This is a genomic window from Streptomyces sp. NPDC002809 (genome assembly GCF_040295435.1).
Classification (GTDB): Bacteria; Actinomycetota; Actinomycetes; order Streptomycetales; family Streptomycetaceae; genus Streptomyces.
The window spans coordinates 1-13,736 of the sequence record NZ_JBEOVJ010000052.1; the positions used below are offsets into that span (position 1 = coordinate 1).

Consider the following 13,736-nt stretch of genomic DNA (forward strand, 5'->3'; position numbering starts at 1 on the left):
CTTCCGATCCCCCGCCTCCCAGTACCGGCCGGGACGCCGCGCTCGTGCGCTGGGTTGCGCCGGGTCGGTCCGGCCCCCGGACGGACCGCCCGGCCGCGGGGCGGCCCGGTGTGCGGGTCCGCCCGGCGGCCGGGTACGGGAAGGGAAGCCGGAGGTTCAGCCACGCCAGGGGAGCTCGGCCGTGACCTTCGTCGGGCCGCCCACGGGGGACTCGACGACGAGGATCCCGTCCACCGCGTCAAGCCGCTCGGTCAGACCGGCCAGACCGCTGCCCGACGTCAGGTCGGCGCCACCGCGCCCGTTGTCGCAGACCTGGAGCATCAGCCGGTCCGCCGACCTCCACACGTCGACCGACGCGCGGGTGGCACGGGCGTGCTTGCTGACGTTCTGCAGGAGTTCGGAGACGGTGAAGTAGGCGATGCCCTCGATGGCCTGTGCGGGACGGGCCGACAGATCGACCTCGACCGTGACGGGGACGGTGCAGCGGGAGGCGATGGCGGAGAGCGCGGCGTCGAGGCCGCGGTCGGTGAGGACGGCGGGGTGGATGCCACGGGCCAGGTCGCGCAACTCCTGGAGAGCGACCTTCACCTCGCCGTGGGCCTCGTCGACCATCTTGGCCGCTGCCTCCGGATCGGCGGTCAGCTTCTCCTTCGCCAGCCCCAGATCCATGGCGAGGGCAACGAGCCGGGCCTGCGCCCCGTCGTGCAGGTCGCGCTCGATGCGGCGCAGGTCAGCGGCGGCCGTGTCGACGACCACACCGCGGTCCGACTCCAGCTCCGTGACACGCGTCGCCAGCCGCGACGGGCCCAGCAGGCCGGCCACCATCAGCCGGTCCACCGAGGTCAGACCGCGCATGATCCATGGCGTGACCAGGACGAAGACCAGACCGAAGGCGCTGGTCAGAGCAAGCTCGACGGACGAGTCCAGGTAGACCCGGTGGTTGGCGTCGCCGTACAGCTGAACCCCGTCGACCCCCGTGTAGGCGGGGAAGACCCAGTGCCACAACGGGTACGTGAAGGCCGCCCAGCCCCATGACCACAGCGTCAGCGAGACGCCGAACGCGAAGACCGCCCACGGGAAGTGCAGCAGCGTGTAGAGCAGGTGCCGCCAGGACACCCCGCTCTTCAGGACCGCCCCCATCCAGGACATCGGACCGCCGGTCCTGCCCCGTACCGGCGCGGGGTCGGCCACGTCGAGCTTCAGCAGACCACGCGCCCGGGCCCGCTCCAGCACACCGAAGCCGCGGCACATGGTCAGGCCCGCGGCCAGGACCGGGATCCCCAGGAAGGTGATGAGCAGTCCGGCGCCCACCGAGGTCATGGTGACCGCGAAGACGAACAGCACGATGCTGATCGGCAGGCTCAGCATCAGATAGACGAACTCGCGCCAGGCCCGAGCCTCGAAGGGGGCACGCAGCACGGCCGGCAGGACGTGCTTCTTCGCGAGGTGGTCCCCCGGACCGCTGCCCTGCCGCTGGGGGTCCCGTGTGTCCGGTCCGTATGCCGTGGCCATGGGTTCCGTCCGTTTCTTCCACGTCTGCTTCTGCTGCGTCTGCTTCTGCGTGGTGCGTCTGTGTGGCGCACCCGTGCGGTGCGCCCGTGTGTACGTCCGCATGGTGCTTCTGTGCGGTGCCTCTGTGCGGTGCCTCTGCGTGTACGGCGCATCTGTGTGGTGCGTCGGCGCAGTACGTCTGAGTGTTCGGCTGCGTGTACGGCTGCGTCGGCGGGGCTGCTGCCGTGTGCCTGCTTCAAGAGTGCTGGGCGGCGCGCCCCCGCACCATGAGGGCGGTATCCCTCTTCGGCCGGGGGTTTTCCCCACCCCGGCCCCGTCGGCTGCCGGGGTCGGACCGGCCGGCTGCCGGGGTCAGGCCGCAGGGGCGCCGGCCACGGTCTTCTCGCTCTCCCGATCGCGCCAGGGCAGCTCCGCGGTGACGGTCGTCGGGCCGCCGGCCGGGGAGTCGAGGACGAACAGCCCGTCGACAGCCCCCAGCCGCTCGGCGAGCCCCGCCATCCCCGTACCGCCGTCCATCGAGGCTCCGCCCCGGCCGTCGTCGGTGACCCGGATCAGCAGCCGGTCCGCCGCGCGCCATACATCGACGGATGCCGAGCGGGCCCCGCTGTGCTTGCTGACGTTCTGCAGGAGCTCGGAGACGGTGAAGTAGGCGATGCCCTCGATGGCCTGCGCCGGCCGCCCCGGCAGATCCACCCCCACGGTGACGGGGACGGTGCAGCGGGAGGCGATGGCTGACAGGGCGGCGTCGAGGCCGCGGTCGGTGAGGACGGCCGGGTGGATGCCACGGGCGAGATCACGCAGCTCCTGAAGGGCCACCTTCACCTCGCCGTGCGCCTCGTCGACCATCCTGGCCGCGGCCTCCGGGTCGTCCGTCAGCTTCTCCTTCGCCAGGCCGAGCCCCATGGCGAGGGCGACGAGCCGGGCCTGCGCCCCGTCGTGCAGATCGCGCTCGATGCGGCGCAGGTCAGCGGCGGCCGTGTCCACGACGACACCGCGGTCCGACTCCAGCTCGGCGATCCGGCGCTCCAGCTCGTCGGAGGGGGACAGCAGCCCTCGCACCATGCCGCGATCGGCGTTGGTCAGGAACCGTGCCGTATAGGGGAGTACGGGCCACAGGACGAAGAGGCTCACCAGCGTCACCACGAACGTGACCACCCCCCACGGCAGCCGCATGAAGGAGTACAGCACCGCACGCCAGCCGACCGGGTCCTTGAGGCTCGACCACAGCCACGTGAAGAACCCGTCCTCCCGGGTGACCCGGGATATCGGACTCGGCTCGTCGATCCGAAGCCCGAGGAGCCCCCGTGCCCGGCCCCGCTCGGCCCGCCCCAGCAGGCGGGCACCCTGGAGCCCCAGCGCCAGCAGCGGCAGACCGATCACCGTGACCGCCAGCCCCACACCGATGGCGACCATCAGCACGGTGTAGACGAATCCGGCGATCGCCATCGGGAGATTGGAGAGGAGATGGGCGATCTCCTTCCACGTCCACCGGTCGAAGGCGAAGCGGACAGGAGGCGGCCCGTCGTGGTCGGGTACCTGGGGGCTCATGGTCATGTGTCCAGCCTGCCGGGCCCGGCCCCCCGACGCCATGGGGCTCGTGGGTGGGGGCGAAGTAGGGATATCCCTACCAGTTGCCCGACGCAACTGCTTACCGTCCCTTTACAGGGCCTAGACTCCCGTGCGTACAGATCGTCGGACAGGTTTCGAGGGAGCGAGGGGGCGGACGTGACGGACGTGACGGACCTGCCGGGATCGACCGTTCTCGCGTCGGACTACTTCCAGAGCTACTCGGTGGTCGGAGTGCTCGCGGTGATCGGCGTGCTGTTCGTCGCCGTCGCCTTCGGAGCCAGCCGGCTGCTGCGTCCCGTGGTGCCGACGCCGGAGAAGCTCCTCACCTACGAATGCGGCGTGGACCCCGTGGGAGAGGGCTGGGCACACACCCAGGTCCGCTACTACGTCTACGCCTTCCTGTACGTGATCTTCGCCGTCGACTCGATCTTCCTGTTCCCGTGGGCGACCGTCTTCGCCGCGCCCGGATACGGCGCGACGACGCTGGTGGAAATGTTCATCTTCCTCGGTTTCCTGGCCGTGGGACTGCTCTACGCATGGAAGAAGGGCGTCCTCGAATGGACGTGACGAGCCCGTCGTCCTCCGGCCACCCGCACCCCGGCCCGGAGGTGGACGCCGAACCCGTACCCACGTTCCTCCCGGAGCCGAAGCGCCTTGGCGTGCTGTCCCGGCTGGCGCCGGAGCCGATGAAGGTGGTCCTCAACTGGGGCCGCCGCTACAGCCTCTGGGTCTTCAACTTCGGACTCGCCTGCTGCGCCATCGAATTCATCGCAGCCTCCATGGCGCGCCACGACTTCATCCGGCTCGGCGTGATCCCCTTCGCCCCGGGCCCCCGCCAGGCCGACCTCATGATCGTCTCCGGCACGGTGACGGACAAGATGGCGCCCGCGGTGAAGCGGCTGTACGAGCAGATGCCCGAGCCCAAGTACGTCATCTCCTTCGGCGCCTGCTCCAACTGCGGTGGCCCGTACTGGGACTCGTACTCCGTGACGAAGGGCGTCGACCAGATCATCCCGGTCGACGTCTACGTGCCCGGCTGCCCGCCCCGGCCGGAGGCCCTGCTCCAGGGCATCCTCAAACTTCAGGAGAAGATCGCGCGCGAGTCGCTGGGCGAGCGATACGCGACCGGCGGCGGCAGCCGCCCCTCCACCGCCGCGCTGCGCAGCGGACTCGTCGCCGCGCCGCCCGCACCGGGTTCGTCGCCCGGCTCGTCCGCGTCGTCCGGCCCGGCCGCTCCGGGTTCGCCGGGTTCGTCGGGGGAGGAGGGGAAGTGACCGCCGCCGAGAAGTACGACCGTCTGCCGGACGCCGTCACCGAGCTGTTCGGTGAGCATGCCACGGCGGAGCAGGCGTACGAACTGCTGACCGTCGACGTGCCCCCCGCCTCCTGGACCGCCGCCCTCGAGACCGCGCGCGGCGAGCTCGGCTGCACCTACTTCGACTGGCTGAGCGCCGTGGACGAACCGGGCACCGGGTTCCGGGTCTGCGCCCATGTCGCCGCGCTGCCGGCCGCGGGCGGCAGCGTCCGGCGGCTGCTGGTCCGCACGACCGTGCCGCACGATGCGGCCGTGCTGCCCACCGCGATCGACGTGTACGCGGGGGCCGCCTGGCACGAGCGCGAGACCCACGAGATGTTCGGCATCGCTTTCGAGGGCCACCCGCACCTGGTCCCGCTGCTGCTGCCCGAGGGCTTCGAGGGCCACCCCCTGCGCAAGGACTTCGTCCTCGCGGCACGCGTGGCGAAGGCCTGGCCGGGTGCGAAGGAGCCGGGCGAGTCGGAGCACGGCGGCCCGAAGCGCCGCACGATGCTGCCGCCCGGTGTGCCCGACCCGAACGAATGGGGCCCCCTGAAGGGCCAGCTCCCGCCTGCCCCCGCCCGCCCGGCGCGTGCGGCCAGGCCCGCGGGCGACCGCCCGGCCCGCCGCACCCGCAGCGCGAGCGACGGCTCGGCGGCCCAGCAGCCTCCGGCGGCACCGACCGAGGCCACGGACACCGAGCCGGCACCCCGGACGGCGCCCGCACGCCGCACCCGCACCGCGTCCCAGGGCTCGGCCAGCCAGCAGACGCCGGTGCCCCCGGCGCCCTCGGCGCCCTCGGCGCCCTCGGGCGAGGAGCCGAAGGACCCTCAGGACACGGCCCCGTCCGCACCAAGGACCCCGGAAGCGCCGTGGCACGACGCCCGCCCGGCATTCGACGAGCCGTCCGGCGGGGCAGGTGAGCCCGGTGGGTCTGGTGGGTCTGGTGGGGGAGGTGGGTCCGGTGAGGCCGGTGAAGCCGGTGAAGCCGGTGGGTCCGGTGAACCCCGTGGGTCCGGCGAACCCCGTGGGTCCGGTGAAGCCGGTGAAGCCGATGGGTCCGATGGGTCCAATGGCTCGGGTGGCTCGGGCGATTCCAGCGAGTCCGGTGGTTCCGTTGAAGCTGCCGCGCCCCGCGAACCCGGTGCTTCCGGTTCCTCCCAGCCCCTCCGGCGTTTGAGGAGCGGGGACCCGGGGGCGGAACCCTCGGTTCGGGAAGGGGAGGGTGGGGGACAAGCCCCGCGCAGCGGCACCCCCGACGCCCCGACCGACGACGCGGGCCCCGACGCCTCGACCGACGCCCCGACCGACGACGCGGGCCCCGACGCCTCGACCGACGCCCCGGCCGGTGACGCGACCCCCGACCCGGCACCCGCGCCGACCCCTGAACCACCCACCGAGCGGCCACCCATGCCCCCCGGCCCCCTCAAGCCCTCCACGCCTCCCACGCCCCCCAAGCCCCCTGAGCCCCCGACCGGAGGCGATTCCGAGTGAACGACGTACTGGACGTCGCCCTTCGCCTCGTCATCGTCTTCGCCGTGTTCATGGTCGTCCCGCTCGTCGTGGGCCAGGCCGAGCACAAGGTGATGGCCCACATGCAGGGTCGCCTCGGCCCCATGTACGCCGGTGGTTTCCACGGCTGGGCCCAGCTCGTCGCGGACGGCGTGAAGTTCGCGCAGAAGGAAGACATCGTCCCGGCCGAGGCCGACCGCCGGGTCTTCCAGATCGCGCCCGCCGTCGCGCTGCTGCCGTACCTCCTCGTTCTCGTCGCGATCCCGATCGGGCCCAGTGAGGGCGCGGTCGGCCAGGTCGTCGACGCGGGCATCTTCTTCGTGCTCGCCGTCATGGGCGTCGGCGTGCTCGGCTCCCTCATGGCGGGCTGGGCATCCGCCAACAAGTTCTCGCTGCTCGGCGGCCTCCGTACCGCCGCGCAACTGCTCGCGTACGAGCTGCCGATGCTGCTCGCCGCCGCCTCCGTGGCGATGGCGGCAGGCACCGTCTCCCTCCCCGGCATCCTCAACGCCTTCGAGTGGTGGTGGCTGCCCTGGCAGATCGTCGGTGCCCTGGTCTTCTTCGTGGCCGGACTCGCCGAGCTCCAGCGCCCGCCCTTCGACATGCCGGTCGCCGACTCGGAGATCATCTTCGGCGCGTACACCGAGTACACCGGCCTCCGCTTCGCGCTCTTCCTGCTCGCCGAGTACGCGGGCATCGTCGTGCTGTGCGGACTCACCACCGTCCTCTTCCTGGGCGGCTGGCACGGACCGCTGGGCGCCGACGGGCTCGGCTGGGTCTGGACTCTCCTGAAGACCGGCATCCTCGCCTTCGTCGTCATCTGGCTGCGCGTCAGCTATCCCCGGCTGCGCGAGGACCAGCTCCAGAAGCTCGCCTGGACCACACTCATCCCGCTCGCTCTCGCGCAGATCGCGCTCACCGGCATCGTGAAGGTGGCGATCAACCAGTGACCGCATCACCCCCGCCCTCCCGGCCCCGCATCCCCGGCGCAGGCCTGGCCAAGGGCCTCGCCGTCACTCTGCGGACGATGACGAAGAAGACCGTCACCGCCCAGTACCCGGACGTGCAGCCCGAACTCCCGCCCCGCTCCCGCGGCGTCATCGCGTTGTTCGAGGAGAACTGCACCGTCTGCATGCTCTGCGCACGTGAGTGCCCGGACTGGTGCATCTACATCGACTCCCACAAGGAGACCGTGCCCGCAGCGGTCCCGGGCGGCCGCGAGCGCAGCCGCAACGTGCTGGACCGCTTCGCGATCGACTTCTCCCTCTGTATGTACTGCGGTATCTGCATCGAGGTGTGCCCGTTCGACGCGCTGTTCTGGTCGCCGGAGTTCGAGTACGCGGAGACGGACATCCTCGAACTCACCCATGAGCGCGACAAACTGCGCGACTGGATGTGGACGGTTCCCGAGCCGCCGGCCCTCGACCCGGCTGCCGAGGAGCCGAAGGAGATCGCCGCCGCCCGCAAGGCGGCGGACAAGCTCCGTACCCAGCGCGAACAGGAAGCAGCGGCCGAGGCCGCCCCGCCCGCCCCGACGGACCAGGAAGGACAGGCGTGATCACCGCCGCCGGCACCGTACTCGGCGCCACCTCCGGTCCCGTCCTCGCCACCGCGAGCCACCCCGGCTTCCTCTCCCCGACCGGGATCGAGATCGCCTTCGTCCTCGTTGGCATCGCCACCCTCGGCGCGGCCCTCGTGACGGTCACGACCAGGCAGCTGGTGCATGCCGCCCTCTGGCTGATCGTGGCGCTCGGCGGTCTCGCCGTCGAGTACCTCCTGCTCACCGCGGAGTTCATCGCCTGGGTGCAGGTACTGATCTACGTCGGTTCCGTGGTCGTCCTCCTCCTGTTCGGCCTGATGCTCACCCGGGCCCCCATCGGCCGCTCCCCGGACGCCGACTCCGAGAACCGGTGGGCCGCCCTCGCGGTCGCCGCAGCCGCGGCCGGCACCCTCGTCTGGATCGTCGTGGACGCCTTCCGGACCACCTGGATCGAGCTTGACGGGCCGGCCCAGGGCTCCACCGAGGCCACCGGTTCCTTCCTCTTCCGGCACTGGGTGCTCCCCTTCGAAGCGCTCTCCGTTCTCCTGCTCGCCGCCCTCGTCGGCGCGATCGTCCTGTCCCGCAAGGGCCGGGAGCAGGAGAGCCCGGAGAGCGCGGGCCGGAAGAAGGAGAGCCCGGAGAGCGCGGGCCGGAAGAACATGAGCCGAGAGAACACGAGCCGAGAGGACAAGAGCTGATGCACCTCGCCTATCCCGCCGTGCTCGCCGCCCTCCTCTTCTGCACCGGGCTGTACGGGGTGCTCGCCCGACGCAACGCGATCCTCGTCCTGATGTCCGTCGAGCTGATGCTCAACGCCGTCAACCTCAATCTCGTCGCCTTCGACGTCTGGCTCCGCGACGCCCTGCACTCCGGCCAGGCCCTCACCCTCTTCACCATCGCCATCGCGGCGGCGGAGATCGGCATCGGCCTGGCGATCGTCCTGGCCGTGTACCGCAACCGCGGCAGCTCCGACATCGACCGCCTCCGCGACACCGCCGAGACCGACGACGCCGAGACGCTCCCGGACGGCGACAGCGACGACCCCACAGGCACCGGCAACGGCACCGAAGACCAGGCCACTGCTCCGGCAGGGAAGGCAAAGAAGGCAGAGGCCACCGCGTGACCACCACGACCCTCGCCGCCCTCGTCCCCCTTCTCCCGTTCCTGGGCGCGGCGGCCGGCCTCCTCCTCGGCCGCACCGCACCGGGCTTCGTCCGCCCGATCGCCGTGTTGCCCTCCCTCGCCTCCCTCGTCGTCGCCTCAGTCGTCGCCGCACGCCAGGGCGGCGGACCGGCCATCGACGCCTCGACCCAGCTCACCCCCACCGGCTCGGTCCCGATCGACCTCGCGCTGCACCTCGACGGCTTCGCCGTCCTGGTCGCCGTCCTGGTCACCCTCGTCGCGAGCTGCGTGCAGATCTACTCGACCGCTTATCTGCGCGACGACCCCCGCTATCCCTCGTACGCGGCCCTCGTCTCCCTCTTCACCTCCGCGATGCTGCTCGTCGTCTACTCCGGCGACCTGATGGTGCTCCTGGTCGGCTGGGAGATCATGGGTATCTGCTCGTACTTCCTGGTCGGCCACTACTGGGAGACGCCCGAGGCGCGCGCCGCCTCCCTCAAGGCCTTCCTGGTCACCAAGCTCGGCGACGTCCCCTTCCTCATCGGCCTGTTCGCCCTCGCCGCCGACACCGGTACCTTCCGCATCACCGGCATCCTGGGTGCCGTCGCCCACGGCGGCCTCGACCACCCCACCCTGATCGCCCTGCTCCTGCTCGCCGGTGTCGCCGGCAAGTCCGCGCAGTTCCCTCTTCACACCTGGCTGCCCGACGCGATGGCCGGCCCCACCCCCGTCTCCGCGCTGATCCACGCGGCGACGATGGTCGCCGCCGGTATCTACTTCGTGGCCCGGCTCCTTCCCGTCTTCGCCGAGTCCGGTGCCGCCCTCGTCGTCCTCGCCGTGATGGCAGCCGTCACGATGATCGGCTCCGGACTCGCAGCCCTCGCCCAGGACGACATCAAACGCGTCCTCGCGTACTCGACCATCGGCCAGCTCGGCTACATGTCCGGCGCCCTGGCCGTCGGGGACCGCGGCGCCGCCGTCTTCCACCTCATCTCGCACGGTGCGTTCAAAGCGGTTCTCTTCCTCGCGGCGGGCGTCGTCATCCACGCCGCTGGCACCAACTCACTGGCCGCCATGTCCCGCATGGGCGGCCTGGCCAAGCGCATCCCCGACGCCTACTGGACGATGACGGTCGCCCTCCTCGCGCTCGCCGCCATCCCGCCGTTCGCCGGCTTCTTCTCCAAGGAAGCCGTCCTCGTCGCCGCCGAGCACACCGCGCTGGGCGAACGGCACGTCGCCCCGGCCGCGGCCGGCTGGACCGTTCTCGTCGCCGGCCTCCTGGCCGCCGTGCTCACCGCCGCGTACGCCATCCGCCTCTGGCTCCTCGCCTTCCGCGGCCGCGGCGCCGACGCCCCCGACCACGGCAGGCAGCCCGTCGCCATGACCTCGGTCCTGTGGGTACTGGCCGTCCCCACCATGGCCTTCGGCCTGACCGTCGGAGTGATCACCGACTGGTTCGACGGCCACAGCCTCACCCCGTCGCTGACCACCGCCGTACTGTCCACCGGCGTCGGTCTCGTCGGCGGTCTCGTCACCTACGGAGCCTGGCGCCACACCACGGCACTCGCCGCCCGCACCCCCATGGGCTCGGTCGTCGCCCACCCCGACGCGGAACCCGCCCTCGTCGAGGTCGAAGCCATGGAGAGCCACACCGCCGCCTACGGAACCGCCGGTGACGCCCCCGACCCGGCCGACCCCGGCCGCCTGCTGCTCGGCCCGCTCCACCGCCACGCGGCCACCGGCTTCCACCTGGACGCCCTGTACGCGGCCCTGTTCGTCCGCCCCGTCCTGGCCGCGGCGAGCCTCGTCCGCTTCCTGGACCGCGAGGTCGTCGAGACGTACGTACGCGGCTCCGCCACCGGCGCACGCTGGCTCGGCACCGCCGTCCGCCGCGCGCAGACCGGCAACGTGCAGACCTACCTCAGCGCACTGCTCGCCGGTTCGCTGGTCCTGGCGGTCGCCGCCATCGTCTTCGCCAACGTCAACGCCGGGTCGTGAGCCGTGATCGATATCAGCGCATCCGTGATGCAGTTCCTTCTGGCGTTCATCGTCGTCGCCCCGCTCCTCGGAGCCGTCGCCGCTCTGCTCCCGGCCCCGCCCGGGCTGAAGGGCAGGAACCCGGACCAGGCCGTGCTCCGCCACGGTGTGACCGTCACCGGCGTGATCCTGATCGCGGCGATCGTGCTGGCCGCCGGCTTCGACCACGACCACCCGTCGAAGATGCAGGCCACCACCGACATCAGCTGGATCCCGGCGCTCGACGTCCGCATCCATCTCGGCATCGACGGCATCTCGCTCCCCCTCCTCGTACTGACCGCGCTGCTGACCTTCCTCTGCGCGCTCTACAGCTACTTCAAAATGCCCGAGGGCCCCTCCCCGAAGGCCTTCGTCGCGCTGATCCTCGTCCTCGAGTCGGGCACCCTCGCGACCTTCGCCGTCCTCGATCTGCTGCTGTTCTTCCTGGCGTTCGAGATGGTGCTCATCCCGATGTACTTCCTCATCGCCCGCTGGGGCGGTGCACAGAAGCAGGCAGCCGCCTGGAAGTTCATCCTCTACACCCTGCTCGGCTCGGTCGTCATGCTGCTGGGCCTGCTCCTCGTCGGACTGGAGAGCGGCACCTTCGACATGGTGGCACTCGCCACTGACAACGGCCGCGGCCTCACCTCGTCCGTGCAGGTCGTCGCCGTTCTCGCGATCGGCATCGGGCTCGCGGTCAAGACGCCGATGTGGCCGCTGCACAGCTGGCTCCCCGACGCCCACACCGCCGCCCCGACCGTCGGGTCAGTCCTCCTCGCGGGCGTCATGCTGAAGATGGGCACGTACGGATTCGTCCGGATCCTGCTCCCGATCGCTCCCGACGGCATGCGCACCTTCGCGCCCTACCTCGCGGCGTTCGCGGTCGTCGGCATCATCTACGGATCGCTCGCCTGCCTGGCCCTCGCCAGGCCCGGCGCCAAGGGCGACCTGAAGCGGCTGATCGCGTACTCCTCCGTCGGCCACATGGGCTTCGTCCTGCTCGGCATCGCGAGCATGACCCCCACCGGCGTCAACGGCGCGCTCTTCGCCAACATCGCCCACGGACTCATCACCGGCCTGCTGTTCTTCCTGGTCGGCGCGGTCAAGGACCGGTACGGCACCGCAGACCTCGACACCCTCGCCGGTGCCACAGGGGCCGCCCTCTACGGCCGCGCGCCCCGCCTCGGCGGCCTCCTGGCGTTCGCCGCGATCGCGTCCCTCGGCCTGCCCGGGCTCGCCGGATTCTGGGGCGAGATGCTCACCCTGTTCGGCGCATTCGACCCCGCCGAGGGACTGAGCCGCCCGGCCTTCCTGACCTTCATGTCCATCGCCGCGTTCGGCACCCTGCTCACCGCCGCGTATCTGCTCGTCGTCGTACGCCGCGTCTGCATGGGCGCCAAGCGCGAGGAACCGCACCCGATCGCCGACGTCCAGAGCTACGAATTCGCCGCCTGGACCCCCCTCGCGGCCCTCACCGTCCTCGCAGGACTGTGGCCCGCCGTCCTCCTCGGCCTCACCGACCCGGCCGTGCAGAAGCTCCTCGCAGGAGGCAAGTCGTGACCACAGCGGCCGAGAGCACCACCGGCCTCGTCCAGTCGGCGGCCGGGAGCACCGGCTTCGTCCAGTCGGCGGCCGGGAGCAGCGTCACCAGCCTCGTCCAGTCCGTCGACTGGCTCGCGATCGCGCCCCCGGTCACCGTCGCGGTCGTCGCCCTCGTCGTACTGGTCGCCGACCTCTTCGTCCCCGCGGCACGCAAACCGCTCCTCGGCTACGGCGCCGTCGCCGGACTCGTCGCCGCGCTCGCGCTCGTCATTCCGCTGCACGAAGGCGACCGCTCCACCTTCTGCCTCACCACCGGCACCCGCGCCTGCAGCTACACCGCCGACCACTTCACCCTGGTCATCCAGGCCCTCGTACTCGGCGGCGCCCTGCTCACCGCCCTGCTCTCCATCGGCGACACCCGCAAGCTGCCGGCCGGCGAGTTCTGGTTCCTGCTGCTGTCCTCCGCCGCGGGCGCCGCTCTCCTGCCCGCCGCCCGCGACCTCGCCACGCTCGTCGTCGCCCTCGAAGTCGCCTCGCTGCCCGCCTTCGCCCTCGTGGGCATCAAGCGCGGCGACCGGCGCTCGTCCGAGGCGGCACTGAAGTTCTTCCTCTCCTCCGTCGTCGCGACCGCCGTGATGCTCCTCGGCGTCAGCTTCGTGTACGCGGCGACCGGCACCCTCCACCTCACGGAGATCGCCACCCGCCTCGACGACGTGCCAGGACAGCTCTCCACCCTCGCCGAGGCGGGCGTCGCCCTCACCCTCGTCGGCTTCGCCTTCAAGACCGCCGCCGCACCGTTCCACTTCTGGGTCCCCGACACCTACGTCGGTGCCCCTCTGCCGATCGCCGCCTACCTCTCGGTCGTCGGCAAGGCGGTCGGCTTCTCCGGCCTCATCCTCGTCACCGTGGTCGCCTTCCCCTCGTACTCGGACGTCTGGGGCCCCGCCCTCGCCGTCCTCGCCGCACTGACCATGACCGTCGGCAACGTCGCGGCGCTGCGCCAGAGCGCCACCCGCGCCCGCAGTGCCGTACGCCTGCTCGCCTGGTCGTCCGTCGCCCAGGCCGGCTACCTCCTGGTGCCGATCGCCGCGGCCGCGTACGCCGGGGACCGCCAGATCGGCTCCACCGTCGCGTACGCCCTGATGTACGCCGTCGTGAACCTCGGCGCGTTCGCGGTGGCCGCCCTCGTCGCCCGTACCCACCCCGGCAACCGCCTCACCGACTACCGCGGTCTGTACGCCACGCGCCCGCTCGCCGCCCTCGCGATGGGCTTCTTCCTGCTCTGCCTGGCCGGACTCCCGCCGGGCATCATCGGACTCTTCGCCAAGGTCACGGTCTTCTCCGCAGCCGTCGACGCCGGACTCGGCTGGCTCGCCGTCGTCATGGCCGTGAACGTCGTGATCGCGCTCTACTACTACCTCCGGTGGACCGCGGCCCTGTTCCGCAGCCCCGCCGAAGACGGTACGGAGCAGCCCGTCACCCGCCACCGCACCCCGGCACCGCTCACCGTCGCGATCGTTCTCACCGCCGTCGCCGGCATCGCCCTGTCGGGCGCCCCGCAGACCGTGCTCAGGTTCGCCGGCGTCAACCTGTTCTGAGGTCCTGTTTCCGACGACTCCAAGATCGGTT

At 71.4% G+C, this 13,736-nt stretch carries 12 protein-coding genes; 10 read left to right on the plus strand and 2 right to left on the minus strand.

The genetic code is table 11. The annotated features are described in order from the left end of the window. Window positions 1–156 precede the first annotated feature (156 nt). Both ABT025_RS26195 and ABT025_RS26200 read right to left on the minus strand, forming a co-directional pair. Window positions 157–1,512, minus strand: a complete 1,356-nt coding sequence (locus tag ABT025_RS26195; protein WP_350999234.1) for a sensor histidine kinase — start codon at window positions 1,510–1,512, stop codon at window positions 157–159. A gap of 351 nt (window positions 1,513–1,863) precedes the next feature. Next, window positions 1,864–3,066 carry a sensor histidine kinase gene (locus ABT025_RS26200; RefSeq protein ID WP_350999236.1) on the minus strand — a complete coding sequence of 401 codons (1,203 nt, stop codon included), beginning with the start codon at window positions 3,064–3,066 and terminating at the stop codon, window positions 1,864–1,866. A 180-nt stretch (window positions 3,067–3,246) separates the two neighbouring features. On the opposite strand from ABT025_RS26200, the gene ABT025_RS26205 reads away from it, so the two are divergent. The 10 genes from ABT025_RS26205 (at window position 3,247) to ABT025_RS26250 (ending at window position 13,705) form a co-directional block, all read left to right on the plus strand. Further along, the gene (locus ABT025_RS26205) at window positions 3,247–3,648 is read left to right on the plus strand and encodes an NADH-quinone oxidoreductase subunit A (protein WP_350999345.1); all 402 of its coding nucleotides are present in this window, start codon (window positions 3,247–3,249) and stop codon (window positions 3,646–3,648) included. Then, window positions 3,639–4,355, plus strand: coding sequence for an NADH-quinone oxidoreductase subunit B (locus ABT025_RS26210; RefSeq protein WP_350999239.1), 717 nt, complete (start codon window positions 3,639–3,641; stop codon window positions 4,353–4,355). The genes ABT025_RS26205 and ABT025_RS26210 overlap by 10 nt, the downstream gene beginning before the upstream one ends. Continuing rightward, a complete protein-coding gene (locus ABT025_RS26215; protein WP_350999242.1) occupies window positions 4,352–5,869 on the plus strand; it encodes an NADH-quinone oxidoreductase subunit C in 1,518 nt (505 codons plus the stop codon). Before ABT025_RS26210 ends, ABT025_RS26215 begins: the two co-directional genes overlap by 4 nt. Next, complete coding sequence (locus ABT025_RS26220) at window positions 5,866–6,837, plus strand: complex I subunit 1/NuoH family protein (RefSeq protein WP_350999245.1); 972 nt, start codon at window positions 5,866–5,868, stop codon at window positions 6,835–6,837. The genes ABT025_RS26215 and ABT025_RS26220 overlap by 4 nt, the downstream gene beginning before the upstream one ends. 77 nt (window positions 6,838–6,914) lie before the next feature. Beyond that, complete coding sequence (locus tag ABT025_RS26225; RefSeq protein WP_350999347.1) at window positions 6,915–7,445, plus strand: 4Fe-4S binding protein; 531 nt, start codon at window positions 6,915–6,917, stop codon at window positions 7,443–7,445. Then, complete coding sequence (locus ABT025_RS26230) at window positions 7,442–8,125, plus strand: NADH-quinone oxidoreductase subunit J family protein (protein ID WP_502972030.1); 684 nt, start codon at window positions 7,442–7,444, stop codon at window positions 8,123–8,125. The genes ABT025_RS26225 and ABT025_RS26230 overlap by 4 nt, the downstream gene beginning before the upstream one ends. After that, window positions 8,125–8,550, plus strand: coding sequence for an NADH-quinone oxidoreductase subunit NuoK (gene nuoK, locus ABT025_RS26235; RefSeq protein ID WP_350999246.1), 426 nt, complete (start codon window positions 8,125–8,127; stop codon window positions 8,548–8,550). The genes ABT025_RS26230 and nuoK overlap by 1 nt, the downstream gene beginning before the upstream one ends. Further along, window positions 8,547–10,547 carry an NADH-quinone oxidoreductase subunit 5 family protein gene (locus tag ABT025_RS26240; RefSeq protein WP_350999248.1) on the plus strand — a complete coding sequence of 667 codons (2,001 nt, stop codon included), beginning with the start codon at window positions 8,547–8,549 and terminating at the stop codon, window positions 10,545–10,547. Before nuoK ends, ABT025_RS26240 begins: the two co-directional genes overlap by 4 nt. Window positions 10,548–10,574: 27 nt before the next feature. Then, a complete protein-coding gene (locus tag ABT025_RS26245) occupies window positions 10,575–12,125 on the plus strand; it encodes a complex I subunit 4 family protein (protein ID WP_350999353.1) in 1,551 nt (516 codons plus the stop codon). Next, entirely contained in the window at window positions 12,122–13,705 is a 1,584-nt protein-coding gene (locus tag ABT025_RS26250; RefSeq protein ID WP_502972031.1) for an NADH-quinone oxidoreductase subunit N, read from the plus strand. The genes ABT025_RS26245 and ABT025_RS26250 overlap by 4 nt, the downstream gene beginning before the upstream one ends. Window positions 13,706–13,736 lie beyond the last annotated feature (31 nt).